Origin of the sequence: Candidatus Accumulibacter aalborgensis, from assembly GCF_900089955.1 — a bacterium.
In the GTDB taxonomy this organism is placed as follows: domain Bacteria; phylum Pseudomonadota; class Gammaproteobacteria; order Burkholderiales; family Rhodocyclaceae; genus Accumulibacter; species Accumulibacter aalborgensis.
In genome coordinates this window covers 1-26,596 of sequence record NZ_FLQX01000110.1, presented here as the reverse complement: position 1 = coordinate 26,596, position 26,596 = coordinate 1, and the positions used below count along the sequence as shown (strand labels likewise).

At 64.1% G+C, this 26,596-nt stretch carries 20 protein-coding genes and 1 pseudogene; 13 read left to right on the top strand and 8 right to left on the bottom strand.

Going from position 1 to position 26,596, the window contains the following annotated elements; all coding sequences use genetic code 11:
- Nucleotide 1: 1 nt before the first annotated feature.
- Nucleotides 2-1,336: a citrate synthase gene (gene gltA, locus ACCAA_RS10460; protein WP_186407193.1), complete on the bottom strand. Its 1,335-nt coding sequence runs from the start codon at nt 1,334-1,336 to the stop codon at nt 2-4.
- Nucleotides 1,337-1,584: 248 nt separating this feature from the next.
- Here gltA and ACCAA_RS10455 point away from each other — a divergent pair, with 248 nt between their 5' ends.
- A complete protein-coding gene (locus tag ACCAA_RS10455) occupies nt 1,585-1,842 on the top strand; it encodes a hypothetical protein (protein WP_186407192.1) in 258 nt (85 codons plus the stop codon).
- A 112-nt stretch (nt 1,843-1,954) separates the two neighbouring features.
- On the opposite strand, the gene ACCAA_RS10450 is transcribed toward ACCAA_RS10455, so the two are convergent.
- From ACCAA_RS10450 to ACCAA_RS10440, 3 genes are all read right to left on the bottom strand, one after another.
- On the bottom strand, nt 1,955-2,704 hold the full coding sequence (locus ACCAA_RS10450; protein WP_186407191.1) for an NADPH-dependent F420 reductase: 750 nt from the start codon (nt 2,702-2,704) through the stop codon (nt 1,955-1,957).
- A 44-nt stretch (nt 2,705-2,748) separates the two neighbouring features.
- Complete coding sequence (locus ACCAA_RS10445; protein ID WP_186407190.1) at nt 2,749-4,089, bottom strand: NTP/NDP exchange transporter; 1,341 nt, start codon at nt 4,087-4,089, stop codon at nt 2,749-2,751.
- Between the two features lie 202 nt (nt 4,090-4,291).
- Nucleotides 4,292-5,566 (bottom strand): TIR domain-containing protein, encoded by a 1,275-nt coding sequence (locus ACCAA_RS10440; protein ID WP_281193186.1) that lies wholly within the window; start codon nt 5,564-5,566, stop codon nt 4,292-4,294.
- Between the two features lie 381 nt (nt 5,567-5,947).
- On the opposite strand from ACCAA_RS10440, the gene ACCAA_RS10435 reads away from it, so the two are divergent.
- Both ACCAA_RS10435 and ACCAA_RS10430 read left to right on the top strand, forming a co-directional pair.
- Nucleotides 5,948-6,823 carry a lysophospholipid acyltransferase family protein gene (locus ACCAA_RS10435; RefSeq protein WP_186407221.1) on the top strand — a complete coding sequence of 292 codons (876 nt, stop codon included), beginning with the start codon at nt 5,948-5,950 and terminating at the stop codon, nt 6,821-6,823.
- 140 nt (nt 6,824-6,963) lie between these two features.
- Nucleotides 6,964-8,745, top strand: a complete 1,782-nt coding sequence (locus ACCAA_RS10430) for a carbamoyltransferase family protein (RefSeq protein ID WP_186407188.1) — start codon at nt 6,964-6,966, stop codon at nt 8,743-8,745.
- A gap of 80 nt (nt 8,746-8,825) precedes the next feature.
- Here the strand turns inward: ACCAA_RS10430 and ACCAA_RS10425 are convergent, their stop codons facing one another.
- The gene (locus tag ACCAA_RS10425) at nt 8,826-9,407 is read right to left on the bottom strand and encodes a Uma2 family endonuclease (RefSeq protein ID WP_186407220.1); all 582 of its coding nucleotides are present in this window, start codon (nt 9,405-9,407) and stop codon (nt 8,826-8,828) included.
- A gap of 274 nt (nt 9,408-9,681) precedes the next feature.
- Between ACCAA_RS10425 and ACCAA_RS10420 the strand changes: the two genes are divergently transcribed.
- The 9 genes from ACCAA_RS10420 to ACCAA_RS10380 all read left to right on the top strand — a co-directional run bounded on the left by ACCAA_RS10420 (nt 9,682) and on the right by ACCAA_RS10380 (nt 22,830).
- Entirely contained in the window at nt 9,682-12,294 is a 2,613-nt protein-coding gene (locus tag ACCAA_RS10420) for a cytochrome c (RefSeq protein ID WP_186407187.1), read from the top strand.
- Between the two features lie 19 nt (nt 12,295-12,313).
- The gene (locus tag ACCAA_RS10415) at nt 12,314-13,201 is read left to right on the top strand and encodes a hypothetical protein (RefSeq protein ID WP_186407186.1); all 888 of its coding nucleotides are present in this window, start codon (nt 12,314-12,316) and stop codon (nt 13,199-13,201) included.
- Nucleotides 13,202-13,356: 155 nt separating this feature from the next.
- The gene (locus tag ACCAA_RS10410) at nt 13,357-15,513 is read left to right on the top strand and encodes a hypothetical protein (RefSeq protein WP_186407185.1); all 2,157 of its coding nucleotides are present in this window, start codon (nt 13,357-13,359) and stop codon (nt 15,511-15,513) included.
- A 25-nt stretch (nt 15,514-15,538) separates the two neighbouring features.
- Entirely contained in the window at nt 15,539-17,056 is a 1,518-nt protein-coding gene (locus ACCAA_RS10405) for a c-type cytochrome (RefSeq protein ID WP_186407184.1), read from the top strand.
- A gap of 7 nt (nt 17,057-17,063) precedes the next feature.
- Nucleotides 17,064-18,542, top strand: a complete 1,479-nt coding sequence (locus ACCAA_RS10400; RefSeq protein WP_186407183.1) for a c-type cytochrome — start codon at nt 17,064-17,066, stop codon at nt 18,540-18,542.
- Between the two features lie 518 nt (nt 18,543-19,060).
- Complete coding sequence (locus ACCAA_RS10395; protein ID WP_186407182.1) at nt 19,061-19,570, top strand: PEP-CTERM sorting domain-containing protein; 510 nt, start codon at nt 19,061-19,063, stop codon at nt 19,568-19,570.
- 180 nt (nt 19,571-19,750) lie between these two features.
- A complete protein-coding gene (locus ACCAA_RS10390; protein ID WP_186407181.1) occupies nt 19,751-20,911 on the top strand; it encodes an efflux RND transporter periplasmic adaptor subunit in 1,161 nt (386 codons plus the stop codon).
- 3 nt (nt 20,912-20,914) lie between these two features.
- Nucleotides 20,915-21,640, top strand: a complete 726-nt coding sequence (locus ACCAA_RS10385) for an ABC transporter ATP-binding protein (RefSeq protein WP_186407180.1) — start codon at nt 20,915-20,917, stop codon at nt 21,638-21,640.
- Nucleotides 21,622-22,830 carry an ABC transporter permease gene (locus ACCAA_RS10380; protein ID WP_186407179.1) on the top strand — a complete coding sequence of 403 codons (1,209 nt, stop codon included), beginning with the start codon at nt 21,622-21,624 and terminating at the stop codon, nt 22,828-22,830. Before ACCAA_RS10385 ends, ACCAA_RS10380 begins: the two co-directional genes overlap by 19 nt.
- 55 nt (nt 22,831-22,885) lie before the next feature.
- Here the strand turns inward: ACCAA_RS10380 and ACCAA_RS10375 are convergent, their stop codons facing one another.
- The 3 genes from ACCAA_RS10375 to ACCAA_RS10365 form a co-directional block, all read right to left on the bottom strand.
- Nucleotides 22,886-23,698: a transglutaminase-like domain-containing protein gene (locus ACCAA_RS10375; RefSeq protein WP_186407178.1), complete on the bottom strand. Its 813-nt coding sequence runs from the start codon at nt 23,696-23,698 to the stop codon at nt 22,886-22,888.
- A gap of 110 nt (nt 23,699-23,808) precedes the next feature.
- A complete protein-coding gene (locus ACCAA_RS10370) occupies nt 23,809-24,537 on the bottom strand; it encodes a proteasome-type protease (protein WP_186407177.1) in 729 nt (242 codons plus the stop codon).
- Nucleotides 24,538-24,714: 177 nt separating this feature from the next.
- Nucleotides 24,715-24,918 (bottom strand): CsbD family protein, encoded by a 204-nt coding sequence (locus tag ACCAA_RS10365; RefSeq protein WP_186407176.1) that lies wholly within the window; start codon nt 24,916-24,918, stop codon nt 24,715-24,717.
- Nucleotides 24,919-25,204: 286 nt separating this feature from the next.
- Between ACCAA_RS10365 and ACCAA_RS10360 the strand changes: the two are divergent.
- Nucleotides 25,205-26,536: pseudogene (locus ACCAA_RS10360) on the top strand (chemotaxis protein CheB); the annotation flags it as partial.
- Between the last annotated feature and the right edge of the window lie 60 nt (nt 26,537-26,596).

The following is a 26,596-nucleotide window of genomic DNA, read 5'->3' as shown; positions in this document are numbered from 1 at the left end:
CTCAGCGCTCCGCGAGAGGCACGTAGGGTCGAATCGGATGACCAGTGTAACGCTGTCTCGGCCGAGCGATATGCTGGTCCGGCGCCTCGATCATCTCCTTCCACTGGGCGATCCAGCCGATCGTGCGAGCAAGCGCAAAGAGAGGCGGAAACATCGTGGTAGGGAAGCCGATGGCCCGCAGCATGATGCCCGAGTAGAAATCGACGTTCGGAAACAGCTTGCGCTGGACGAAGTAGTCATCATCGAGGGCAATGCGCTCAAGTTCGAGGGCCAGTTCGAACAACGGCTCGTCCTTCTTGCCCAGTTCGCCGAGCACCTCGTGGCAGGATTCACGCAGGATCGCCGCTCGTGGGTCGTAATTCTTGTAGACGCGGTGACCGAAACCGGTCAGCCGGAAAGGATCGCTCCTGTCCTTGGCGCGCTTGATGTACAGGGGAATGCGGTCCTTGCTGCCGATCTCCTCGAGCATGTTCACCACCGCCTCGTTCGCGCCGCCGTGGTCCGGCCCCCAGAGCGCGGCGATTCCCGCAGCAACGCAGGCATACGGATTGGCGCGGCTCGAGCCGGCAATACGCACCGTCGAGGTAGAGGCGTTCTGCTCGTGGTCGGCGTGCAGGACGAGGAAACGGTTGATCGCCCGCTCCAGGACGGGGTTCACGACATATTCCTCGACCGGTACACCAAAAGCCATGCGCAGGAAATTCGGGACGTAACCCAGGTCGTTGCGCGGGTACAGGAAGGGTTGCCCGCGTGAGTACTGGAAGGCCATTGCGCAGATGGTTGGCATCTTGGCGACGAGGCGGTGCGTGGCCACCATGCGCGCCTCGGTGTCCGTAATATCGATCTGGTCATGATAGAACGCGCTGAGCGCGCCAACGGTTCCCACCATCACCGCCATCGGGGGAGCATCCCGGCGGAAGCCCTCGAAAAACCGCCTGAACTGCTCGTGGACCATATTGTGGTGGCCGATCACATGGCCGAAGTCGCCGAGTTCCGACTGAGTGGGCAACTTCCCGTAAAGCAGAAGATAGCAAACTTCGAGGAAGTCGGCATGCGCCGCTAGATCCTCGATCGCGTACCCGCGGTGCAGGAGAATGCCGCGCTCGCCGTCGATGAAGGTGAGTGCGGAATCGCAATTGGCGGTCGACATGAATCCCGGGTCGTAGGTGAGGTAACCCGTCTCTGCGTAAAGCCGCCGAACGTCGATGACCTTGGGTCCGTGGGTACCGCCGAGCACGGGAAGATCGTACTGCTTCCCATCGGCGTGCAGGACAAGGGTCACTTTCTCGCCCGCTGCGGGCTGATCGACTGTCAGATCGGGAAGAGCGCGTTTCATGTCTCGGTCTCCTTCCTGCGTGCAACTCGTCATCATTCGGTGCCACCGACCCAGCCCGGAAGATGGACCATGGCCTTGCGGCGTCCGCGCGGCCTGTTTCACTCTCCTCGCGCATCCCGCCAGGAAGTGGAAATCCATTGAGCCCGCTGCGAGTATATGGACGCCGATCAAGCGCTGTCAATCTCGATCAACCTTTCCGATTCCTGGCCGTTATGTGAAACACGAGCCTCGCTCCAAGGAGAACCATCATGACACACACCTGCACGTGGCAAACCGACCTGCAAGAACTCATCGGCAGCGAAGACTGGGAAGGGCAATGCCTGCGTTTTCATTACGGCCCGCTGGCCCAGGCCATGAAGGGGGGCGAAGAGTTGATTCTGGAAAACAGCGCCGCACTCTCCACCTTCACTCGCGCCAAACTCGCGTTCGTTCGCGGATCGCTCTTCATTGACGACACTTCCGAGCAGATTCAGCCGCACGACGGTTTCCGGCTAACGCTCAGGTAGACCTCGGCAACGAGTCGTGGCGAAGTCACCTGTCGTTGCCGGAACAACAGGGCTCGAAACGATGCACATTATCGGCGAGCGTCCGCATCCCGGACCCGTCCCGGCTACCGCCTCAATTGAGGGTGGCCACGATTTGCCGAATCTGCTCCGCCGTATGCTCGCCAGCGAGCGGCGTTCCCGGGATCAGATACCTGCCCATGGCGAGCGATCCGATGACGACCGGTTCGAAGCCGATCTCGCGCACCAGGCTCGAAGCCAGTGCGAGGGCGCTCGCATCATCGCCCGCCATGGGCATCCCGATACGCTCGCCCGGGCGATGCGCAGCCTCGGGCAGCTTCGCGTAATTGATCGCATTGAAGGCGCGCACCAGGCGTGCGCCGGGCAGCAACTCGGCTGAGGCGAGACCGGCACCCTTCTCCCGGGCCCAGGTCGCAATCTCGCCGTCGCGCGCGACGATCGGATTGCTTGCGTCAACAATGAGCGCTTTCGTGGCCAGCGCCGGCGCATGGTCCTTGCCTATCTGCGGCAGCGCGCGATACGGGACGGCGAGCAGCACGACATCGGCGAACGCCAGCGCCTCCTGCACCGTGCCGGTATGCGCCAGCCGGCCGAGGCCCTCGGCCAGGCCCTTCAGATCCTCCGGATGGCGTGAGGAGAACATCACCGAGTGACCCGCCTGCACCCACAAGGTACCCAGCGTACTGCCGATATGTCCAGCGCCAAGGGTGGCAATCTTGAGCGGCGAGGCGCCTGGGAGGCTGGCGGCCAAAGCCCCCAGCGGCGAAGCGGCGAGCAGCGAGAAGCCGCCCGCGAGGCGAAAAAAATTGCGACGGCTGCCATCGGCGACATCAGATTTTGCCATATTCGACTCCTCGGGTGATGGTGGGCGGCGCTGGACGCCTGAAATCAATCATATACGGGGTCTGAAGTCACCCGGTCGGCGCGGCGTTCCTGCGTCCGACCGAGCGCGACCGAGAGCACGAGCCAGCCGACCGCTGCTGGAACGGCACAGGCGGCGATCGCGGCAAGTTTGAGTCCGATCACCTGCAGGCCGTCGAAAAGCCAGCCGTAGAGCGCGTCGGAACCGCGGAACACGACGACGTCGATCAGGTTCTTCGCCTTGTACTTCGCCTCGCGCGACACGACGGTGTAGAGCACCTGCCGCGCCGGGTTGGAGATGGCAAAGTTCATCGTCCGCTGGATGGTCTGGAAAAAGACCACTGCAGCCAGGCCGGGAACCAGCGCCAGTACGGCAAAGGCCACGACATAGACCGCAGGCAGCGCAGCCGCCGCCGCTGCCACACCAAAGCGCTTCAGGAAGCCAGCGGTAAGGAACGACTGGGTGGCCAGCGTCAGCAGGCCCACCGCAAGATCGATACCGGCGAAGAGACGCGTTTGCAAGGCCGGATCCTGCAGGGTTGTCGACACGATGTGTGCCTGCTGGTAATACAGAAAGGTCCCACCGAAAGAGAGCAGACTCGTCCAGACAGCAATACCGAGCAGGTAGGGGGATCGCGAAAGCTCGACGAGGGCGGCAAACGCGCTGCCGCCGATGCGCGTGTCGTCGCTCGCTGGCGGTGGGACAATCTCGGCGCGCAGACCCGGCGAACCATGACCGCCGACCTGCGCCGCCTTTTCCAGCCGATGCGCGCAGAGCACGCCGAGCTCGAGGAAGAGCACGGCGACCACCAGCAGATTGACCGGCCCCAGCGGCACCGAGAGCCAGATCGTGATGAGGGGACCGAGCAGCGCGCCGGCGGTGCCGCCGGCACCAATAAAACCGAACAGGCGCTTGCCCTGCTCGCTGGTGAAGATATCGGCCATAAACGACCAGAACACCACGATGGCGAAAAGGTTGAAGACGCTGACCCAGACAAAGAACACCCGCGCGACCTCGGCCGTGGCGATACCGAGGGTCAGCAGCAGCCAGAAGAGAACGAGGTTGACGGCAAAGAAGTGATAGACGACGGGAATGAAGCGCGCACGCGGCAGGCGCGCGACCAGCGCGCCGTAGAGCGGTTGCGCCAGGAGCAGGACGACAAAAGTTGCGGTGAACAGCCACGGCAGGTTGCGTACGCCGGCGGCAATTCCCATCTGGTCGCGCAGCGGGCGCAACACGTAATAACTGGCGAGCAAGGAAAAGAAGTAGGCGAACGACCAGAGCAATGCGCTCAATTCCGCGAGAGTCACCGGAACCGCTCGGGCCACCCAGCCGTGCAAGGCAAGCGTGCTGCGGCGCGCGGTCATCGAGACGTCGCCAGCCGAGCGAAACGCGCTGGCGCAGCGTTGGTGACGCGTGCGAGTGAATCGTCGTGGCTGCCATTGCGCGTTGTCAAAGGTCGGTCCCTGTCACAGCTTCGAGTCGCCGCCTGGGCCGGACAGCTACTCGGCGACGGCTCTGGGGAGCGAACAGTATAACGGCACGAGTGCCTTCAAGGCGATCGACGTGCTAGCTCGTCTTCATGCCGTAGATGTAAATCTCGAACAGGCCGGTCTGCAGGCCGAGTTCCTCGAAACCGAGGTTCTGCAAGCCGCGCCGAACCGCATCGGCGATCTCGTAGGGCAGATCAGGATCGAGATCATGCCCTCCTGGGCGCAGCAGACCGTTCAGCAACCGGCCCTGGTCGACATAGACGTACGGTATCGAGATGACTACCCGGCCCCCGCTGGCGAGCACCCGGCAGGCCGCGAACAAGGCATCGCCGATATCGAAGAAGGTCGACTGATAGGTTCGCAGCGACAGGTAAAGGTCGAAGGCGTTGCTCGCCACGCCTTCCAGTTCCTCAGCCTCGGCACGGCGTGTGGCGAGGTTCGCTATCACTTGCGCCGCCCTGGCAAGCGCCTTCGCCGACAGATCGACTCCCAGCAACTGTTTGAAGTCCTTGTAGAAGAACGGCTTCTCCAGCCCATTGCCGATGCCTACGTTGATCGCCCGGCAGCGTGCGAAGTCGCGAATGCCGACATGCCGCAGCAGCGCGTGCAGTTCGGTTTCCCACTCCTCGAAGCCGCGGTAGCGTTCGTCTTCCTTCTGGCTGCGCTGCGCGTACTTTTCTTCGTAGGCCAGTGCGCGGCTGCCGTTGATCTTTTGTGCCACCTGTTGCGGATCCAGATTCGGGTACTGAAGCTGGCAGCGGCGAATGAGCATGCTGATGGTCGCCCCGAGCCCGCGCGGTATCGATGCCAGGTCGATGCCCTCAGGACGCAAGGCGTCTTCCATGATCTCGCGCACGCTCTTGAGTATGTACGGCGAGCCCGTGGACAGCTTCTGCACCCCGGAGCGGCCGGGCGCCTGCCCGCGAATGCCTGCGACCAGCCGCGAAAAGGCGACCGGGTCGTCGATGCCGGCGGTCAAGTCGACCCAGGTGAAGCGCAGCAGAAAGGACGGCAACTTGTCCCGGGCCTCTTGGTCAGCGCCCGGCAGCAGGACCGGGATGACACGGAAGCGGTTTTCCTGAACCCGCCTGCTCAGCGCAGCCCGCATCTCCTCGTTTTCCCAGGAGTTGACTCCGCTGGGCCCGACGAAGACGGCAACGCAGCGGCTCCGGTTCAGCGCCTCTTCGAGACTCTCCTGCCAGGGCTCTCCCGGAATCAGGTGCCAGCGGTCGAGAAACGGATTGAGCTGCGCCTCCTCGACGAGCTTGTCTGCCAGTCGCTCGACCATGGGCTTGTCCGGTGAACGGTGGGAAAGGAATACGTCATACCCTTCTAGAAGAGTGCCTGCCAATTGAGTGTCCCCTGACGATCATGCGGCTACGAAAATCTCACCGGCAAACTGAATTATGTACCGAATCCGACGCAGAGGAACGACCCATCCGTCACCGGTAGCTGCGGCTCCCTGATGAGCTTGCTGCGACCGTGGTACGTGCCCTTTCGGAATACCCGCTGATAGTGGAGTGAACGACGGTCAGAAGCCGCGTCGGAATGGACGATACCCCGGACGATACCCCGGCCGGAATCAAAATACACCGTACACGGTACAATTCGACGCCTCTACTCCTCGATCATCCGAGCCATGGACTGCTGCGTGACACCGTGTCTGGCATGACCGACACCGATCAAGACCGACACCTGCCGACCGCATCTCTGACCGAGAGTGCCTGAGGCGATGCTCAGTCGCCTGCTCGCCGCTACGCTCTGGCTGCTTCACTTCCTGCCGCTGCGGACCCTGGCTCTGGTCGGTAATGCCTTGGGGCTGGCCCTCTTCAGCGTTGCCAGCAGACGGCGGCGCATTGTCCTGGTGAACCTGGGTCTGTGCTTTCCGGAACTCGACGAACGACAGCGCTGGCGCCTGGCGAGGGCGCACTTCAAGGTGCTCAGTCGCAGCATGCTCGAGCGCGGCCTCCTGTGGTGGTCCAGTCCACAACGCCTCGCTCGGCTGACGAGGGTCGATGGCGCGGAAAGGATCCGCGCGCTGCTCGATGCCGGCCGTCCGGTGCTGATGCTGACGCCCCATTTCGTCGGGCTCGACGCTGGCGGTGTCGCGATTGCCATGCGCTACGACAGCGCGAGCATCTACGCGGTACAGTCCGACCCCGTTTTCGACCGCCTGCTGTACCGCGGTCGCCGTCGCTTCGGCGATCAACTGCTGCTCTCGCGACAGGAGAGCGTACGCGCCAGCGTCAGGGCCATGAAAGCGGGACGCCCGCTCTATTATCTGCCGGACATGGACTTCGGGCGCCGCGATTCCATTTTTGTCCCCTTCTTCGGCGTGCAGGCAGCGACGCTCCCCGGTTTGTCGCGCCTGGCGCGACTGAGTGGCGCTACGGTCGTCCCGGTGGTAACGCGCATTCTGCCTGGCGGTGCAGGCTATGCGGTCACCGTCGGCGAACCCTGGCCGGACTTTCCCTCCGACGACGTCGAGGCCGATACCCGACGCATGAACGCCTGGATCGAAACGGCCGTGCGCGAGATGCCGGAACAGTACTACTGGGTCCATCGCCGTTTCAAGACCCGCCCGGCCGGCGAACCGCGGCCGTACTGAAAGGTGCCTGGCAGGCGGCGACCGCCCAGGCATCGGCCCGGTCAGCGAACCGAAGCGGGGCGGGGACAGGTATACTCGCCGCTTTCGTCGGGCGGCAGCCGTTGCCCGGGCCGACCGTGTGATTCTCTGAGAACTCGACCTTGGCACTGACCCTACTCGGACTGTCCGGCGCGCTGACCCACGACCCTTCGGCGGCGCTCTACATCGACGGCAAGCTCGTCGCAGCGGCAGAGGAGGAACGCTTCGTTCGCGACAAGCACGCCAAGAACCGCATGCCGTACGAGGCGGCGAAGTTCTGCCTGGAGTTTGCCGGCATCAAGCCCGCCGACGTCGACGCAGTCGCTATTCCCTTTGCGCCGATCAGCCTCGGCGAACCGGCGCGCTGGCATTACGCCCGACGCTACTGGTACGCTCCCGATCGTGCGCTCGACGCGATCCTGACCGGCAACCGGCGCTTCCACCGCTATCGCAAACGCATCGAGTGGTGCCTTCAGCAACTGGGCTTCGATCTGAAGAAGATCGAGATCGTTCCCGTCGAGCACCACCTCGCGCATGCGGCCAGCGCCTACCATTGTTCGGGTTTCGCCGAGAAGACGGCGATTCTGGGCATCGACGGCAAGGGTGAATACGCAACCACCTTCTTTGGCTATGGCGAGAACGGCCGGATTCACAAAATCAAGGAGTTTTACGACCCCGATTCGCTGGGCGGACTGTACGGCGCCCTGACCGAGTTTCTGGGTTTCGAAATGCTCGACGGTGAATACAAGGTGATGGGCATGGCGCCTTACGGTGACCCGAGCCGATACGATTTCTCACGCCTGGCCAGCTTCGAGAACGGTGAACTGACGGTCAACACCGACTACGCCAACGTGATCGGCTTCCGTCGCTACAAGGAAGACGGCAAGGGTTACTACTTTTCTCCCAAGCTCGTCGACTGGCTAGGTCCCCGACGTTCCGGTGACGTCGCCGACGACCCCTACATCCACTACGCGGCGAGCATGCAGAAGCTCTTCGAGGACCTGTCGCTGCAGATGCTCGACCACTACCTCGGAGACATCCTGCGCGAGACCGGCCGGCTCGCTTTCTCCGGCGGCGGTGCGCTGAACGTCAAGCTCAACCAGAAAATCATCGCCCGCCCCGAGGTCAGGGAACTCTTTGTCCAGCCGGCCTCGGGCGATGCCGGTACGGCGGTCGGCGCCGCGGCCTACGTTTCGGTACAACGCGGCGTGCCGGTCGAGAAGATGGCGCACGTCTACCTCGGCCCGGCGTACAGCAATGAAGACGTCATTGCCGCCTGCGCCCGCCATCCGGCGCGACCGCTGGGGCAGCGGCTTGACGATGTGCCGCAGCACGTTGCCCGCCTGCTGGTCGAGGGTAACCCCGTGGCCTGGTTTCAGGGGCGCATGGAGTTTGGCCCGCGCGCCCTCGGCGGTCGCTCGATCGTCGGCTGCCCTAGCGTCCCTGGCGTCGCCGATCGCATCAACGCGCAGATCAAGTTCCGCGAACGCTGGCGCCCTTTCTGCCCGAGCATGCTCGACACGGTCGGCCCGCAGATGCTCGGCAGCGCACATCCCGCGCCCTTCATGACCTTCACCTTCGAGGTCGCCGATGGCTGGCAGGAGCGTGTCCCGGAAGTGGTACACGAAGACGGCACCTCGCGAGCGCAGGTGCTGCAGCGCGAATTCAATCCGCGCTACTACGACCTGATGGTCGAACTCGAAAAGCTGACCGGTAACGGCGTAGTCCTCAACACCTCACTGAATCGTCGCGGCGAAGCGATGATCTGTTCGCCGACCGACGCGCTGAACATGTTCTTCGGGTCGGATCTGGAGTATCTGGTGATGGAGGACATTCTGGTCGTCAAGGCACAAGCCAGCACCAGCGCTTCACCGCTGGCCCGGGAAGCCATCGCCGGGACTTGATCGAGTCGAACGGTCGATCAAGGCCCTGATTCGAAATCGACTTCCCGCAAACGGCCATGCTGGGCCGCGGTCTTGCTCGCTCAGTCGTCGTCGCGCAGTACTTTCTCCCAACCGATGACGACTTCGGGCAGCACGCCGCAGGCGGTTTCGCCGTCGAGTTCGCGGATGTCGGGCTTGCCGTAGGCACCGTCGATCAGACGATAGATGGTGACAATACGGTCGGTTGGATGAACCAGCCAGTATTCGCGCACACCGACGCGCTCGTAGAGGGCGCGTTTGATGATCTGGTCGTGGCTGGCGGTCGCCGGCGAAAGGACTTCGATGATCCAGTCCGGCGCGCCCTTGCCGCCCTTGTCGTCAACCCTGTTGCGGTCGCAGATGACGCTGATATCGGGCTGGACGACCGTATCGATGCGGTTGTCGGTCTGGTCGGCCTGCGTCAGGCGCACGTCAAAGGGCGAGATGTACGGGCGACAGGGTGTGCCGTCGAGCGTGTTGGCGATCTGGCGGAAGATTTCCCCGACCGTGATTTGATGCCTACGCGATGGCGCCGGCGCCATCGCGTAGGCAATACCGTCGATCAGTTCGTGACGGCAGTCGTCCGGCCAAGTCTGATAGTCGGCGTAGGTGTGCAGTTCAAGGTCGCGCTTCGGCAGGCCCATGATGTGTTCTCGCGGATTCAAGCGCTTGAAAGGATAGGAAATTCCGGCAAGTTCGAGCAGGGCGACCACCGTTGTGGTCGGAACTATCCACAGCGGCGCGTCGACAAGTATCCCGTTTCAGTGGCGCGGAATCAACTTCTGGCAACCTGTCTTCACAAGCTCGCCATGGACTTGCGGTTGACAGCGCCGGCAGGGCCACAGATACTCTTCGCAGTGCCGTTGAGTTTCACATCCTTGGGGCTTTCGCAGCCATTTGTCCATCGGGAGAGAATGCATGAAACGTGCCCTGCTTGCTGCCTTTGCGGCAGCCGCTATTCTTGGCGTCGGCGTCGGCGTTTTCCAGAGCCGTGGCGTGAGCCCCGCCCACGCCGAAAACGCGCCGGTCGTTGCCGCCGCGCCGCCCGCCAAGCCGCTTCCAGAAGCGTCGCTCGTCGATCAGGATGCGCCCTACCACGAGGCCTGCGCCCGTGAGGGCCTGAACGACTCCGAATGTGTCGGGCGCCTGATCTGGTTCAAGGCCACCGCTGGCAATGACCGCTTTCATACCTATACCTTCCAGCAGCGCATCGGCGTGCTGGTGGACTGGTTCCGTGTCCTGCGTGGCGATCAGCGCGACGATCGTTTCTGGGCCTGGGGAATCATCAACGACCCGGCCTGCTGCAAGCCCGGCGATGCAGACTGCCCGGCGAAATCGGCCGAGGAAACCTACGGCTTCGACTGGTGCCCCGGCGACGATGTGCTGCTCAAGTACGTCGGCAAGCCCGGCTACGTAGACCCCGCCTGCGGTCTGCAGGATGCGCCGCTGGACGCGAACGACCCGCACAGCCAGGCGGGCAAGGAAGATCAGCGGCACTCGGCCTGCGATCTCAAGTTCGGCACATCCACCGGCGCTCTCGGTATCCGCAAGTTTCCCAATCCCCGTTTCGACGCCGCCAAGTGGAAACAACTGAACGGCGACCTGGCCAACTGGTCCGGATTCAGCCGCCTCATGGCCACTACCACCGGCATCGAATCGGACCAGCGGGTGAGCAAACTCGCCGATGCCTCGGTGGAACCACCCTTCCTCATCGGCACGTCCTGCGGCTCGTGCCACATCGCCTTCGACCCGCTCAACCCGCCTGCCGATCCGGCGCATCCCAAGTGGGAGAACATCAAGGGGCTGATCGGCAACCAGTACACCCGGATGTCCGAACTGCTGGGTTCCGGCATGCCGATCAGCAGCCTGGAATACCAGATGTTCGCTCACGCCCGGCCGGGAGCGACGGACACATCGGCGATCTCGCACGACCAGATCAACAACCCGGGCACCATCAACGCGCTGATCAATGTCGCCCAGCGGCCGGTATTCAAGGGCGAGACGGTCAGCAAGTGGCGCAAGACCAACTCCTGCGGCGTTGAGAAAGACGAGGACAAGTGCTGGTGCGAACCGGGCCGCAACGGCAAGTGCTGGCAGAAGAGCACGCGCGAGGACGACACCACGGTGGTCAATCTCGGCGGCCAGAGGGTCGTTCTGCCCGGCGTTCATCACATCCTGAAGGGCGGCGAGGATTCCATCGGCGCCCACGAGGCCATCCAGCGGGTTTATTTCAATATCGGCTCGTGTTCCGAACAGTGCTGGGTCAATCACTTGTCCGACATGCGCCAGGTGGACCCGGCGCAGCGCGGCTTCGGGCAGACCTCCTTCAACATCGGCCAGTGTCGGCGCGACTGCCCGAATTTCCGGGCCATCGAGGATCGACTGCAGAACGTGCTCGACTTCTTCGCTTCGGCCGAATCGGACGAGGCCGACCTCCAGGTCGCCATGGCCAAGGCCCGCCAGGCCAGCGATCCGGCGGCGACTTACAGCCGCGCGGATTTCGTCGCCGACCTGGAAAAGGAATTCGGCAAGGGCGCTGTGAGTCGCGGCCAGACCGTCTTTGCCGACAACTGCGCGCGCTGCCATTCGAGCATTCCGGAAAGCGCAGGCGGTCCGTTCAGGAACCGCGACTTTGCCGCCGCCAACGAGCAGCATCCGCGCAAGGTGCGGGCCGATTTCCTGGGCAACGATCAGGCGACACCGGTGACCGAAGTCGGCACCTTCCGCTGCCGGGCACTGCACTCGAATCACAAGCCCGGCCACCTGTACATGGAATACGCGTCGGCCACGGTGCACAATCGACCGGTGGTAGCGGACATCCCGGAGCGCGTCGAACTCAAGGACGGCGGTCGCGGCTATTACCGCAACGTCTCGCTGATCAATGTCTGGGCGACCGCTCCCTTCATGCACAACAACGCCATCGGGCCGGAAATCTGCGGCCAACCGGCCAACAAGGGCAACGACTTCCATCGCGCCCGCTACGTGGACAGCAATGGCAAGCTGCTCGAAAAGCAGCCCGACTGCCTGCGCTACGACCCCAGCGTCGAGGGCCGCTTCAAGCTGTTCAAGCTGTCGATGGCCGACCTGCTGCACCCGAAGGACAGGGGAATCAAGCGCACGCTGACCAACAGCGATCTGCTCATCGACGTCGGTATCCGGCCCCTCGACGGCAAGATCGAGAAGCCGCTGGGCGGCTTCGGGCAGGTGAAGATCCCGGCCGGCAGCAGCGCCGGCTTCCTCAACGGCGTGATGCACAAGCAACTGGTGGACGACCTGTTTCTCGCCAAGCGCGACCCGGCGCGTCTGGAAGCGGCCGGCAAGAAAGGCCTGCTGCCCACCCTGCAGGCGATGGCCGACGAGATCCTCAAACAGCCGTCGCGCTTCGTCGATATCCTGCGTGAAAAACGGGATTTCATCAGCGCCAACTACGAGACCTGCAGCCAGGAAATAGAGAACGAGGGCCACCGCTTTGGCGAGGACCTCTCCGAGGCGGACAAGAAGGCGCTCACCGCCTTCCTCGCCACGCTGTAAGGAAACGGGAGATCACATCATGGGACTGCCGGGCACCTTCATTCTGCGCGCAGGTCCGAGCGTGCTTGCGGCATTGGCGCTGGCCTCGTGCAGCCAGCCGGAACCGCCGACCATCGCTTTCGCCCCCTACGACAAGGGCTACCAGACGAAGATGGATCTGGCGCAGGTCGACTACAAGTACCCCATCGCTGCGGTTGAACTGGCGAAGATCACGCCGGACTACCTGGCCACCTTCGACCAGGAACAGCTCGACCAGATCTACGCGCGCCTGCCCGCCGGCCCGATTCCCGATGGCGCTTTCGACGGCCGCATCCTGCTGCCCAAAGGGAGCAGCGGCAAGTTCCGCCTTTCCGAGGTGGTCGGCGGTTTTGCCGGCACCGCTCTGCATCTCAAGGGGCTGGTCATCGAGGACATCGGCGAAGCGCTGTGGCGGGGCAAGGTTTTTTTCCGCGACGAGCGAGTGTTGCGTAACCGGATCGACGATCTGTCGGTGCTGAAGAAGGTCGGCCTGGTCGAAGGCGAACCCAGGAAAATGAGCTATGGCGGCAAGGACACCTGGCTGCTCTTCCCGGCCAAGCTCTACTGCGGCCAGAGCCTGCTCGACGCCCGGCGGGAATCGATCATCATCGACTACCTGTTCACCGATGACATCCCCGGCTATCAGGAAAACCCGGATTACCTGGCCGGCCGGCGCGGCCTCAAGGTGCGCGACGAAATCCGCATGATCCGCCCCGGTTTCTACCTCGGCCGGGCTTACCTGGACCGCGGCTTCGCGCTCAATTTCACGCTCTACGACAAGGCCACCGACGACAAGGCGCGGCAGGATTTCGTCAACGGCGGCAAGGTGCAGGAAGACTGCTGGCCGGGCACCCAAACGCGCTCTGTGGTCGCCGCCAAACGGTCGTGACTTCTCAAGACACACCCGATAATAAAAATCATGACCGTTTCCCTCACCCCCAACCCCTCTCCCGCGTGCGGGAGAGGGGAGGTTCGTGAGTCGCTTGCGCGACTTTCATCGTCACCCTGACCGGCACACCGGGCCGCCGAGTATGGGAACCCGTGATGAGCCCGCGCAAAGCCCTTCTGACTGGCCTGCTGGGCCTTGTCTGCGCCTGGGCAGCCGTGGTGCAGGTGCTGGCGGCTGAACTGCCGACCCCGGTCCGGGTCGTCGACCCGGCCGACCCCGGCGAGAATCTCCCCAGCCGCGGCCGCTCGCTGTTCGACCGGATTTTTGCCGTGACGCGCGGCGGGCAGACGAAAATCGACCTGCCTTTCCCTTTCGAGCTTCTGCTGGCGCGGCTCGACGCCCAGTTGCAAAGCGACCCGGCCAGCGCTCTGCCACCTGCCAAGCGGGTACTCATTCCGTTGGGTCGCTCGCTGCAGCGCACGGCGGCCGCACCGGACTACTTCGCCTACCCGCGGGTGGTGGTCGCCATCGATCGCCAACCAGCCACCGCGGCTGCGCCCCTGCTCAAGGATCGGCTCTACATCGGCTATCAGGAAAAGTCGGCAATCCTGGAGATCATCAGTTACAACGAGGATGCCGGCCGCTTCGAATTCCAATTGGTCAAGGACTACCGGGCCGGCGGCAAACCGAGGGTGATCTATGCCAATCGCACGCTCTGCTTCGCCTGTCATCAGAACGGCTCGCCGATCTTCTCCCGCGCGCTGTGGGACGAGACCAACGCCAATCCCCAGGTTGCAGCCCTGCTGCTGGCCAGTGGCCGGCGCTTTTACGGCATTGCGCCCGAGCGGGGAATCGACATCCCCTACGCCATCGACAACGCCACCGAACGAGCCAACGGCTTTGCCCTGACCCAGCACCTGTGGCGCGAAGGCTGCGGCGCGACCGATCGCGCCGCCCAGCGCTGCCGCGCCGGCTTGTTCGCCGCCGCCTTGCGCCATGCGCTCTCCGGCGGCCAGCCCTGGGCGCCGGATGCCCGATTCGAACAGACCGTTGCCGCTCCGCTGCGCGACGAGGGCCGCCGCCGCTGGCCAGGCGGCCTGGCCGCCGGCAATCCCGACATCCCCAACCGCAATCCGCTACAGGGCGTGGCCAACTGGCCGCCAGACCGCGCTGGCCAGTTGGCCCTCGCGCATGTGCCGGCGCGCTTCGATCCTCTGCTGCCGCGCCCGCCACGGGGAAGCTGGCAGGCCGATGACCCCGATGGACTGCGCCAGCTGGTCACCGGCCTGGCCGAGTTTGTCGCCGATCCCGACCGGCTGAGGCTGGAAAGCTCCCTGGCCCGGACGCCAACCGCGCCGCTGCGGGTGACGCTACCGTGTCGCATCGACGCCAGCGTGCCGGCTTCGCGCTGGGCACTGCGCTGCGCAGCGAAAGGAGGGATGCTGCTCGAAGGATCGCTTTTCCTGCACTCCGGACGACCGACTGGTGGGCAACTGACGCGCCTGACGCTACCCGGCGGCACTGCGCTGAACAACCTGGAACTGATGCTCATTGGCCAGGCGACGCCCAGCCGGGCGACCCTGCTGGCGCAGGCAGGAGGTCGCCCAGCGCGCACCGCGGAGGGCAACGCCATCGGCCGCATCGAATTCCGCCGCGGAGCTGACCCCACTTCGTCCGACTATAGCGGCGAGGCGAGCGTGGAAATCCGCCAGGAATTCCCCGTTCTGGAGCAGGCCATCGACCGCCTGGCCGCCGGCCCCGAAGCGGCGACGCTGTTCGCGCCAGCCCCCTTGCCGCGCGAGAAGCTCTTCGCCGCACTCTTCGCCGAACTCGGCGCAGGTGCTCCGACGCCCTGTTGCCAGGCGGCACGCTTGCTGCTGCCGCCCGAGCTGGAAGTGCCCGCCGTGGCCTCCGGCCAGTCGCCGGGAGCCGCCGGCGAAACGGCGGCGCGCGCTTTTCACCCCTACTGCGCCGCCTGTCATCAGACGGCCGAGACCTTCCCGCCGAATTTCCTCCAGGGCGGCCCAGCCGAGGTGGCCAGCAAACTCCGCCACTGCGCGCCGCGCATCTACGTCCGCCTGGCCATGGCCGACGTGGCGCAGGAGCAGCGGGAAAAGACGCCGATGCCGCCGGCCAGCGTGTTGCCGGCTTTCGCGACCGATGCCAGAGCCTGGCGGGAGAGCCCGGCGCGGGCCGTCTTGTTGACTCTGGTCGAGGACTGGCTGCACGGCGAAACCGGCCACCCGCCGCAGTTGAAAGCCATGCTCGCCGGCGGCTACGAAGCCCTGCGGCCGTGCCTGCCGCCGCACTAACGCACCATCAGTGGGGGAAAGCACCATGAACGACGACCACGCACAAGCCGCGAACCCCTGGAGGCGGCGCTTTCTCATCCTCTTGATCGTCATTGTGGCGCTGCCGACGTTGATCGGGATCTGGCTGGTGCAACGCTTCGGCGGCGACGTCGCGGTCGATTACGACAGTCCGACCGAACACTTCAAGTACGGGTCTACCGGCGGCGAGCACGAAATGGGCTTCCCTTACTGGATCTGGCGAGCCTTGCCCGATGTCTGCCCCCAGTACTTGCCTGGCAAGGGTTACCAGTCGCTGGGAATGGTCTACGAGAAAAATTCCGACGGCAGCGACAAGGATGTCCCGGTGGGGACATCCCGTCGCCGCTACCAGGGGATTGACCGGGTCTTCGTCAATTGCGCCGTCTGCCATACCAGCACCGTGCGCACCGCAGCCGACCAGCCACCGACCATCGTTCTCGGCATGCCCGCCGCCACTTTCAACATGAAGGGGTTCGAGGAGTTTTTCTTCCGCTGCGCCGCCGATGCGAAATTCTCCAAGGAATTCATCATGCCGGAAATCGAGCGCCAGGGCGGGCAACTCGACCTGCTCGACCGCTACGTCGTCTATCCCGTGGCCATCGCGATCATGCGCGATCGGGTGCTGGCCCTGGCCGGACGTTTCAAGTGGGTGTTCGACCAGGAGGAATGGGGCCCCGGACGGGTCGACACGTTCAACTCGGCCAAAGTGATCTTCAACTTCCCCATGGCGCATCTCGACCCCAGCGAGTTCAACGGGCCGGCGGATTTTCCCTCGCTCTGGCGGCAACGCCAGCGCAAGGAGCCGCACGAGATGCAACTGCACTGGGACGGCAACAATACCAATGTCGAGGAGCGCAACAAGAGCGCTGCCTTCGGCACCGGAACGACGCCGCCGACCATCGACCTGGCGCGCATCCGCCGGGTCGAGGACTGGATCATGGACGCGACGCCTCCCCTCTTCAGCCAGTTCTTCCCCATCGATAGCCATTTGGCAGCCCGCGGCGAACCGATCTACCAGGCGTATTGCTCTGCCTGCCACGGTGCCTCGGGCAGCGATTTCAGCGGCGAATATGTCGGCCAGGTGACGCCTCTGGGCGCCATCGGCACCGACCGGCGGCGGCTCGACTCCTACACCCACACCCTGGCGGTGAACCAGGCCACGCTTTACGCCGGCTACCCGTGGCGCTTCACGCATTTCCGGAAGACCTTCGGCTACGCCAACATGCCGCTCGACGGACTGTGGCTGCGAGCGCCCTACCTGCACAACGGCTCGGTGCCCAGCCTGCGCGACCTGCTTGAGCCGGCGGCCAGGCGACCCGCGGCCTTCTATCGCGGCAACGACGTCTACGACCCGGCCAAGGTCGGCTTCGTCTCCGATCAGCCGGAAGCCAACGGCCACAAGTTCTTCCGCCTCGACACCGCGGTGCTGGGCAACGGCAACGGCGGCCACGAAGGCAAGGACTACGGCACCGACCTCAGCCCCGCCGACAAGACCGCGCTGGTCGAGTTCCTGAAGACTTTCTGAGGGTTCAATGATGAGCAACTTCTTCTCCAGGATCTGGTTCAAGATCATCGTCCTCGTCGTTATCGTGATCGCCATCGTCGGCGCCTGGATCGGCTACGACCGCGGCTTCCGCGAACATCCGCAGCCCGACTGGGTGACCGCCACGCCAGAGATGCGTTTCAAGTACGGGTCGATCGGCGCCGAGCACGACGCCGGCGTTCCCTACTGGATCTTCTACGTCCTGCCGCGAATTTTTCCCGAAAAGCTTACCCAGGACGGCAAGGTGATTCCCGGTGGCTACGCTGCGCTGGGCGTTCCCTGGGAGGAGGGCCAGGAACTGCCGGTGGGCTTCACGAATAAAATCATCGGCTTCCCGCGGGTGGGCAACAACTGCGCCGTCTGCCACACCACCAGCTACCGTGCGACGCCCGATGCCGACCCGGTTTTCGTCGTCGGCGGCGCGGCCCATACCACCAACGTCGAGGGCTTCTTTCGCTATCTCATCGACTGCGCCAAGGACCCGCGCTTCAACGCCGACATCCTGATGGCCGAGATCAACCGGGTGACCGACCTCGATGTCATCGACAAACTGCTCTACCGTTTCTTCATCATCCCGATCACCAGGAAGCGCCTGCTTGAACGCGAGGCCCAGTTCGCCTGGATCTACCGCCAGGACTTTCCCGACTGGGGTCGGGGCCGCGACGACGCGATGAACCTCACCAAGTACTTCATGATCCGAGCCCCGATGGATGACTCCTTCGGCCCGACCGACATGCCCTCGGTATGGAACCTGAAGAAGTACGTCTGGGACAAGGGCCACCGCATGAACTATGCCGGCGACAGCAACGACGCCTACTCGGTGATCATGGACTCGGCCCTCGGCCTGCTCGGCGCCCCACCGGCAGACAAGGATGATTTCGTCGAGCAGGTCAAATGGCTGCACGCTTACCTCTCGGAAATGCCGTCCCCCAGGTACCCGTTCCCCATCGACGCGGCCAGGGCCGCTGCCGGCAAAACGCTGTTCGACGCGAACTGTGCCGGCTGTCACGCCAGCGAACTGACCGGACGGCCGCTGGCTCTGGCCGAAGTCGGTACCGACCGCGGGCGCCTCGATTCCTGGAACAAGGGCGCCGCGATCAAGGCCAACCAGGTGGTCAAGGAAATGGGCCTCGAGCGCCGCGGCCTGGTGGAGGAAGACCTGAAGGGCTATGTCGCTGCCTTCCTCGACGGTATCTGGCTGAAAGCCCCGTACCTGCACAACGGTTCGGTCCCCACCCTGCGTGATCTGCTCGAACCGGCAGCCGAACGCCCCAAGGTATTCTGGCGCGGTTACGATGTGTATGACCAGACTAGGGTGGGCTTCGTGACCGATGGCCCCGAGGCACAGCGTATCGGCACGCGGCTCGACACGAGAAGCAAGGGTGGCGGCAACTACGGCCACGAGTTCGGTACCGCGTTGTCAGGCGACGAAAAGGACGCGCTGGTGGAGTACATGAAGACGCTGTGAAGACTCGGTGTCGGCGCCAACGGCGTTGCCTAGCCCCGCGGCGTAGGCGTATTGGGTGTCAAGAACCGGTTGGGGTGAGCTTGCGAACCCCAACATTCGGCCATCGCTCGCCGTTCGCTCGTCACGGTCATCTGACCCGCCAGGCGCGGCAGAAAAGAGATGGCGTATGGGTTTTGGCGTTGGGGTTCGCAAGCTCACCCCAACCTGCGCGTTGCGCGCTGGCGCAGACCTTTCCGCGATCCAGGTGTCGGAAAATTTTACAGTTGCTCAAGGGAGTAGACGCGACCTGTCATGAATGCTATTGATTATTAAACGCAAATGCAAACTGGCACGAGCATTGCTTTTAGATCCGGGCGTACGGTTCAATCGCGTCGCGCGGGCCAGCAGGCAGGACAGTCGTTGACTGCGTCTACTGACCCTTCGTTGGCGTAGAGAAAGCAGAGGAATCGATACGCAATGCGCTGAGCGCGACGGATGACGAACGCTCGGAGTGACTATTCATCAGGAGGAGACAGACCATGAAACAGATTGTCAAGATGCTTGCCGGAGTTGGGTTGCTGGTCGTGGGCACCATGGGGGCAGCCATCGCTGCTCCGGCGTCGAGCTGCGTCCTCGACGCCCTGGGTAACATCCAGTGCGACCTCTACGAGGAAGATGCCAACGGGGATGTATCGGAAATTGGCTGGGTGATTTCGCTGCCGAAAAGCGTCACACCCGGAAATGTGCTGATCCTTGAGCCCGGTGGCAACATTCAGGACCGAAACACCTGGAGCGACATGCTCCTCTTCACCAACCAGACGGTGCAACTGGTCAGCGATGGCTGCGGCACGGGTAACGTGGGCGATCTGTCGTGTTTCGGGGCCCCAAACGAAGTGATCTTTGAAGATGCCCAAGGGTTGGCCGTCTGGGATGTGGGCAACGTCTATCGCGTCCATAGCGACGGTGACGTGCCTGAGCCGGCGACGGCCCTGCTACTGAGCCTGGGTCTCGGTGGGCTGGGCTGGGCTAGGCGCAGAAAGGCGGCCTGACCCGCTTTCCTTCTTGCCTCAGCGAGCGCCGGCGGGCGCTCTTTTTTTGTGCGTCAAAGACGCTACGCGTTGCGCGACGCCGAAGCCATCGGAATGCTCGCCGGGCTTGCCAGCCCGGCGCTTTCGTCGGACCATAGTGAGCCTTGATGCCAGGCATCGTTCCCCATCCCGGTTCCCGCCATGCCGTCACCCTTGATCCGCCGCCTGCTCATCGCGTTTCTGCTTGTCCTGCTGATCATCGGCGGGATATGGTGGGCGACTCGGCCGAAACCGGTGACCGTCGTAGTCAAGGAAATCGAAACCGGCCTGGTCGAATCGACACTCGCCAACACGCGCGCCGGGACCGTTGAAGCGTGTCAGCGGACCAAACTGTCGACGATTACCGGTGGCCGCATCGAGGTGCTGGCAGTGAAGGAAGGCGACCGCGTGCGCAAGGGCCAGTTGCTGATGAAGTTGTGGAACGACGACCAGCAGGCCCAGAGCACCTTGGCCATGACGCAGGTAGCCACGGCTCGCTACCGCGCCAGCGAGGCCTGCGCCGTGGCGGCCAACGCCGAGCGCGAAGCCGACCGTCAGGCGGCCTTGCGCGCCATGGGTTTTGTCTCGGGTGCCAGGGAGGACAGCGCTCGCAGCGAGGCGCTGGCCAAGCGCGCGGCCTGCGCTGCGACGACGGCCGACGTCGCGCAAACCGAAGCCAAGGTCAGCCTGACTCGCGTCGAGCAGGGGCGGACGGTACTCTACGCGCCATTTGCCGGCACCATCGCCAAGATCGTCGGCGAAGTCGGTGAGTACTCGACGCCTTCGCCGCCCGGCGTACCGACACCACCGGCCATCGACCTGATCGACGACTCGTGCCTGTACGTCAAGGCGCCGATGGATGAAGTCGATGCGCCGAAGATCAGCGCCGGGCAGTCGGTACGGATCAGCCTAGACGCGCTGCCAAGACAGTCGTTTCCCGGCAAGGTCAGGCGCGTCGCACCGTACGTATCGGCGGTCGAGAAGCAGGCGCGAACGGTCGACATCGAGGCGATTTTCGACGATCCAGCGGCACCCGGCAAACTGCTCGTCGGCTACAGCGCCGACATCGAAGTGATTCTCGACGCTCGCGAGAAAGTCGTCCGGGTGCCCACGTCGGCTCTGCTCGAAGGCGGCCGGGTGCTGGTCGCTGCTGCCGACGGTACGCTGGAAGAGCGCCAGGTGAAGACCGGACTGGCCAACTGGGAGTTCACCGAAGTGCTGGCCGGATTGGTCGCCGGTGAGCGCGTGGTCACTTCGCTCGAGCGCGCCGGCGTCAAGGCCGGCGCGCACTATGCCGTCGATGTCCAAGCGGTCGGCAAGTAGTCGATGAGCGCCGCGCTGATCGAACTCGCCGGCATCGAGCGGGTTTTTCACCTTGGCGACAGCGAGGTGCATGCGCTGCGCCGCCTCGATGTCAGCATCGCGGCTGGCGAGTACGTCGCCGTGATGGGACCTTCAGGGTCAGGCAAGTCGACGCTGCTCAACCTGATCGGTCTCCTCGACCGTCCCAATGCCGGCGTCTATCGTCTCGAAGGCCGCGACGTGACGACGCTGTCGGCAGAAGAGCAGGCGCGCGTGCGCAGCGAGCGCATCGGTTTCGTCTTCCAGAGCTTCCACCTGGTGCCCCGTCTGACCGCTGGCGAGAACATCGCCCTGCCAATGATCCTGGCCGGCATCGCCCCGGCGCAACGCGCCGAGCGCGTGGCCCGGGCGCTGGGCGACTACGGGCTGGAGAACCGCGCCGATCATCGTCCCGACCAACTCTCCGGCGGCCAGCGCCAGCGCGTCGCCATCGCCCGGGCGACGATCATGCAGCCGGCGGTGATCCTCGCCGACGAGCCGACCGGCAACCTCGACCGCGCCACCGGCGAAGAGGTGATGCGTCTGCTCGAAGCACTCAACGAGAATGGCGTCACGCTGATCGTCGTCACGCACGACGGCAGCCTCGGAGCGCGCGCGCGACGCCAGTTGCTGATGGAGGACGGCGCACTGCAGAACGACCAGTCACGCAGCAACAGGGTGATTCCCGAAGCATGCGTACTCCCGACCTGATTCGCTTCGCGCGCGACGCGGCGACCGGCAACCCGCTGCGCACCTTCCTGCTGGTGCTGGCGATGGCCATCGGCGTCGCCGCGGTCGTCGTCCTCACCGCGCTCGGCGACGGCGCGCGCCGCTACGTGCTGAACGAATTCTCGTCGATCGGCAGCAATCTGGTGATCGTTCTGCCCGGTCGCTCGCAAACAGGCGGTTTCAATCCGGGCAACGCGATCACCAGCACGCCGCGCGACCTGACCGTGGACGATGCGCAGGCACTGCTGCGCGCCAGCGCCGTGCACCGCGTCGCGCCGCTGGCCGTCGGCACTTCGGAAATCAGCGTCGGCGGCAAGCTGCGCGAAGTGATGGTCGCCGGCACGACGGCCGAGTTCATCGACGTGCGTCGCCTGGTGCTTGCCCAGGGGCGCTTTCTGCCCGCCGGCGACTGGCGGCGCGGCGCTTCCGAAGCGGTGATCGGCGCCAAGGTGCGCGACGAGATGTTCGGCCGCCAGGCGGCGCTCGGCCAACTGGTGCGCATTGGCGACCGACGCTTCCGCATTGTCGGCGTCCTCGCGGCGAGCGGCCAGGGCCTGGGAATGAACACCGACGAGCTGGTGATCGTACCCGTGGCCCTGGCGCAGGCGATGTTCAACAGCAACACGCTGTTCCGCATCCTCGTCGAAGCCGCCAGCCGCGATGCCATCGAGCCGGCCAAGGCGCAGGTCGCCGAGATCATCAGGCTGCGCCACGAGGGCGAGCAGGACGTGACGATCATCACCCAGGACGCCGTCCTGGCCACCTTCGACCGGCTGCTCGGTACGATGACCCTGGCGGTCGCGGGGATTGCGGCGATCAGCCTGGCCGTCGCAGGTATCCTGGTGATGAACGTGATGCTCGTTTCGGTGGCCCAGCGCACGGCGGAAATCGGCCTCCTCAAGGCGCTTGGCGCAACCAGTGCGACGATTCGCAACGCTTTTCTCACCGAGGCGGCGATGCTCTCGGTGGCTGGCGCAGTGCTCGGCTTTCTGCTCGGTCAAGCCGGAGCGGCGATCATCCGCCAGCTCTATCCCGCCTATCCCGCCTTTCCGCCGGATTGGGCGGTGCTCGCCGGACTGGCAACGGCGCTGACCACCGGGATCGTCTTCGGCGTGCTGCCCGCGCGCCAGGCGGCGCGCCTCGACCCCGTCGAGTCGCTGGCCAAGCGCTGAGCCGAGAGCGATCAGCAAATCCGGGCGTGGTGCGGATGAACATTTTATCCCCGCTTCAGGTCGCCGGCAGTTCGTCGGTACGGACGAGAAAGCTCTTCAGGACGCTTGGCCCGAAGGTGGTGACCATCGCGACGTCGGCAGCGTCGCGGCCGCGCGCAATGAGGATGCGCCCGATGCGAGGAACGTTGTTGCGGGCATCGAAGGCGTACCAGCGGCCGCCCAGGTACACGTCGAACCACCCGGAGAAGTCCATCGGACCGGGCACCGGCGTGATGCCGATGTCGCCCAGATAGCCGGTGCAGTAGCGGGCCGGTATGTTCAGGCAGCGGCAGAAGGTGACCGCCAGATGGGCGTAGTCGCGGCAAACTCCGACGCGCTCGTTGTAGGCTTCCCAGGCGGTCTTGGTCGGGCGGGCAAACTGGTAACCAAACTGAATGTGCTGATGGACGAAATCGCAAATCGCCTGCACGCGTGCCCAGCCCGGCTGCGTGTGCCCGAACAGGCGCCAGGCCTCGGCGGACAACAGATCGGTTTCGCAATAGCGGCTGCCGAGCAGGAAGACCAGCGTCTCCTCGGGCAGATCCTGAAGGGCGAGCTGGTTCGCCTCCGGTGCGAGGTCGTCTACCCGGCCGGAATCGCGAACGACGCCGTCGGCAAAAATGCGGATATCGCCGCGCGGCGCGACGATTCGGCTACACCAATTGCCGAAGCCGTCGCGATAGGCAACCAGTGGTACCGCCGGGTCGGTCATCAGGTGAGCAGGCACGACGACGTCGTTCACCCGCGAGTAGTGGACATCGAGCGTCAGGATCATCGGTGTCGGCTGCGGGCACTCATAAACGATTTCATAGCCGATGCGGATTTTCATTTCAGGTTCCTTGCGGTAAGCGATGTCATGGAGGATGGAACATGGAGAAGGCGTGGCGGCGGTGAGGGGTCAGCACAGTGCCGCGTGCAGCAGTCGTGGCCAGGGCAAATTCACCAGACCAACTCGGGGAGTTCTCGAAACACCCGGCGAGTGCCCTCGCTCCAGCTTTGGTGCAAGGACGTGAAATACGCGTCGCCTTCGGCAAAACGGCGTCGCATCCGGATTTCGAGGCTGTCACGTTCGTAGCAGATGAGGTCGATCGGCATACCCACCGAAAGATTGCTGCGCATCGTCGAGTCGAACGAGACGAGAATACATTTCGCTGCGTCCGCAAGCCTTGTCGAGCCGATGATGACGCGGTCGATGAGCGGCTTGCCGTACTTCGTTTCACCGGTCTGGATATAGGGTGTGTCCATGCCAGCCTCGATGAAGTTACCTTCGGCGTAGATGCGGAACAGGCGTTGCCCTTCGCCGCGGATCTGCCCGCCGACGATGAACGAGGCGTTGAACCTAATGTCGCTTGCTTCGAGGAAGGGCGCGTCGCGCCGTTCGATGTCGCGCATGGCGTCGGAGACCAGATTGACCGTGTCGAACATGGTGCGCGCATTCCATAGTGACGCCTGCTGGTCAGTGCCTTCGCTGCGTTGGGTCAACAGGCTGACGATCGCCTGCGTGCCAGCGAGATTGCCCGAACTCAAGAGGATGATCACGCGCTCGCCCCGGCGCTCGAATACCGTCATCTTGCAGAACTTCGCGAAGTTATCGACGCCGGCATTGGTTCGCGAATCCGAGGCGAAGATCATTCCCTCGTCCAGCCGTACACCGACACAATAAGTCATCCTTGCTGTCCCCGAGTGGCAACGTCGGAGCGACGCTGCGAACACCTTGGCCATGGTCCATGATGGCGCCTGGCTGCCTGGCCTTGACCCCATGAGCCGCGTACACGGCCACCGGAAGAGAAGCAGCGGCCATTGGCCGCTGCTTCTCTTCGCTGATGGGCAGGAACACCCATTGTATTACGGCTTCATGGCTTCCTTGACGGCGTCTGTCGCGTCCTTGACGTTTTCTTCCAGGTCGCCGACATGTTCCTGCACCTTGCCTTGGGCCTGATTTTTCAGTCCCTTGGCCTGCTGCTCCTTGCTGCCAGTCAATTTGCCGACCTCTTCCTGAATTTTTCCACCGAAGTCTTTTGCTGCGCCCTTGACTTGATCCTTGTTCATCCTGGTCTCCGTGCTGGTTGATGGGTAGTTCTGATGGACGAGCCAGCCTCGGCCCGTCCGGCAAATCATGCAATGCAGACATCGCATCGACGCAAGAAGACTACCAGCACACGGAGAACGGTTCTGTGCGCTGGCCAACATACGGGCTTACGCCAACGGTGGCAAAGTCCGACCCGCGCATCGACGAGATGCTTCGCAGGAGGGCCGTATGGTATTGCCCCCCCCCCCCCCCAATTTGGATAGAATCCGATCATCGGTAATCTGCCAACCAGGCGATGCGGAAATCATGGCCAGCGAACGAGTCACGAACAAGGATTCCCTTCAACCTTTGCCGCCGCCGCTCAACTGCGGCGACCCGTCAGAGCAGACGCCGGAGGCGTCCTTCCCGGTCGTCGGCATCGGCGCGTCGGCCGGGGGACTGGCGGCGTTCGAGGCCTTCTTCTCGGGCATGCCGGCCGATACCGATACAGGCATGGCCTTTGTCCTGGTTCAGCACCTGGCACCCGACCACAAGAGTCTCCTGTGCAGCCTCATCCAGCGGTGCACGCGCATGCAGGTCTTCGAGGTCGAGGACGGCATGTGCGTGCAGCCCAACTGCACCTACATCATCCCACCCAACCGCGACATGGCTTTTCTCAACGGCACGCTGCAATTGCTCGAGCCCTCGTCGCCGCGCGGTCATCGCCTGCCCATCGACTTTCTGTTTCGCTCGCTGGCCCACGACCAGCGCGAGCGGGCAATCGGTATCGTCCTCTCCGGCACGGGCAGCGACGGCACCCTGGGCGTGGGCGCGATCAAGGGCGAGGGCGGCCTGGTGATCGCTCAGAACCCCGCTTCCGCCGAGTACGACGGCATGCCGCGCAGCGCGCTGGCCACCGGCCTGGTGGATTACGAGCTGCCACCGGCCGAAATGCCTGCTCAGCTCGTCGCCTACGCGGCGCGAGCCTTCGCCCGGCCTGCCCGCCCCGACCCGGTTCATACCCTGAAGACCGAGGGCGCGCTGAAGAAGATCTTCGTCGTCCTGCGCTCGCAGACGGGCCACGACTTCTCGCAATACAAGCCGAGCACGATCAATCGCCGCATCGAGCGGCGCATGGCCGTGCACCAGATCGAAGCGATCGACAGCTATGTCAAGTACCTGCAGCAGACGCCGCAGGAGGTGGAATCGCTGTTTCGCGACCTGCTGATCGGCGTGACCAGCTTTTTCCGTGATCCCGAGGCCTTCGCCGCACTGGCGGAGAAGGCCGTCCCCCGGCTCTTTGCCGACAAACCTGCCGGCGCCGTGATCCGTGTCTGGTCAACGGGATGCTCCACCGGCGAGGAGGCTTATTCACTGGCCATCATCCTGCAGGAGTACCTGCAGGCGATCAAGCAGCGCTACACCGTACAAGTGTTCGCCACCGACATCGACAGCCGCGCCATCGCCACGGCGCGCAGCGGGCTTTATCCGGCCAGCATCGCTGCCGACGTCTCGCCGGAACGGCTGAAGCGCTTCTTTACGGCCGAGGCCGACGGCGGCGCCTACCGCATCCACAAGGGCATCCGCGACCTGATGGTCTTTTCCGAGCAGGATGTGATCAAGGACCCGCCCTTCTCTCGACTGGACCTGATCAGTTGTAACTTCTCAAAAAGCGCGGGCATGACCGTTCGCTGAATCTGGGATTCTTGCTTGCAGGTT

Bases quoted from the DNA above. Each gene is read 5' to 3' on its own strand.
- gltA (WP_186407193.1), bottom strand. From the start codon at position 1,336: ATGAAACGCGCTCTTCCCGATCTGACAGTCGATCAGCCCGCAGCGGGC.
- ACCAA_RS10455 (WP_186407192.1), top strand. From the start codon at position 1,585: ATGACACACACCTGCACGTGGCAAACCGACCTGCAAGAACTCATCGGC.
- ACCAA_RS10450 (WP_186407191.1), bottom strand. From the start codon at position 2,704: ATGGCAAAATCTGATGTCGCCGATGGCAGCCGTCGCAATTTTTTTCGC.
- ACCAA_RS10445 (WP_186407190.1), bottom strand. From the start codon at position 4,089: ATGACCGCGCGCCGCAGCACGCTTGCCTTGCACGGCTGGGTGGCCCGA.
- ACCAA_RS10435 (WP_186407221.1), top strand. From the start codon at position 5,948: ATGCTCAGTCGCCTGCTCGCCGCTACGCTCTGGCTGCTTCACTTCCTG.
- ACCAA_RS10425 (WP_186407220.1), bottom strand. From the start codon at position 9,407: ATGGGCCTGCCGAAGCGCGACCTTGAACTGCACACCTACGCCGACTAT.
- ACCAA_RS10420 (WP_186407187.1), top strand. From the start codon at position 9,682: ATGAAACGTGCCCTGCTTGCTGCCTTTGCGGCAGCCGCTATTCTTGGC.
- ACCAA_RS10415 (WP_186407186.1), top strand. From the start codon at position 12,314: ATGGGACTGCCGGGCACCTTCATTCTGCGCGCAGGTCCGAGCGTGCTT.
- ACCAA_RS10410 (WP_186407185.1), top strand. From the start codon at position 13,357: ATGAGCCCGCGCAAAGCCCTTCTGACTGGCCTGCTGGGCCTTGTCTGC.
- ACCAA_RS10405 (WP_186407184.1), top strand. From the start codon at position 15,539: ATGAACGACGACCACGCACAAGCCGCGAACCCCTGGAGGCGGCGCTTT.
- ACCAA_RS10400 (WP_186407183.1), top strand. From the start codon at position 17,064: ATGATGAGCAACTTCTTCTCCAGGATCTGGTTCAAGATCATCGTCCTC.
- ACCAA_RS10395 (WP_186407182.1), top strand. From the start codon at position 19,061: ATGAAACAGATTGTCAAGATGCTTGCCGGAGTTGGGTTGCTGGTCGTG.
- ACCAA_RS10390 (WP_186407181.1), top strand. From the start codon at position 19,751: ATGCCGTCACCCTTGATCCGCCGCCTGCTCATCGCGTTTCTGCTTGTC.
- ACCAA_RS10385 (WP_186407180.1), top strand. From the start codon at position 20,915: ATGAGCGCCGCGCTGATCGAACTCGCCGGCATCGAGCGGGTTTTTCAC.
- ACCAA_RS10380 (WP_186407179.1), top strand. From the start codon at position 21,622: ATGCGTACTCCCGACCTGATTCGCTTCGCGCGCGACGCGGCGACCGGC.
- ACCAA_RS10375 (WP_186407178.1), bottom strand. From the start codon at position 23,698: ATGAAAATCCGCATCGGCTATGAAATCGTTTATGAGTGCCCGCAGCCG.
- ACCAA_RS10370 (WP_186407177.1), bottom strand. From the start codon at position 24,537: ATGACTTATTGTGTCGGTGTACGGCTGGACGAGGGAATGATCTTCGCC.
- ACCAA_RS10365 (WP_186407176.1), bottom strand. From the start codon at position 24,918: ATGAACAAGGATCAAGTCAAGGGCGCAGCAAAAGACTTCGGTGGAAAA.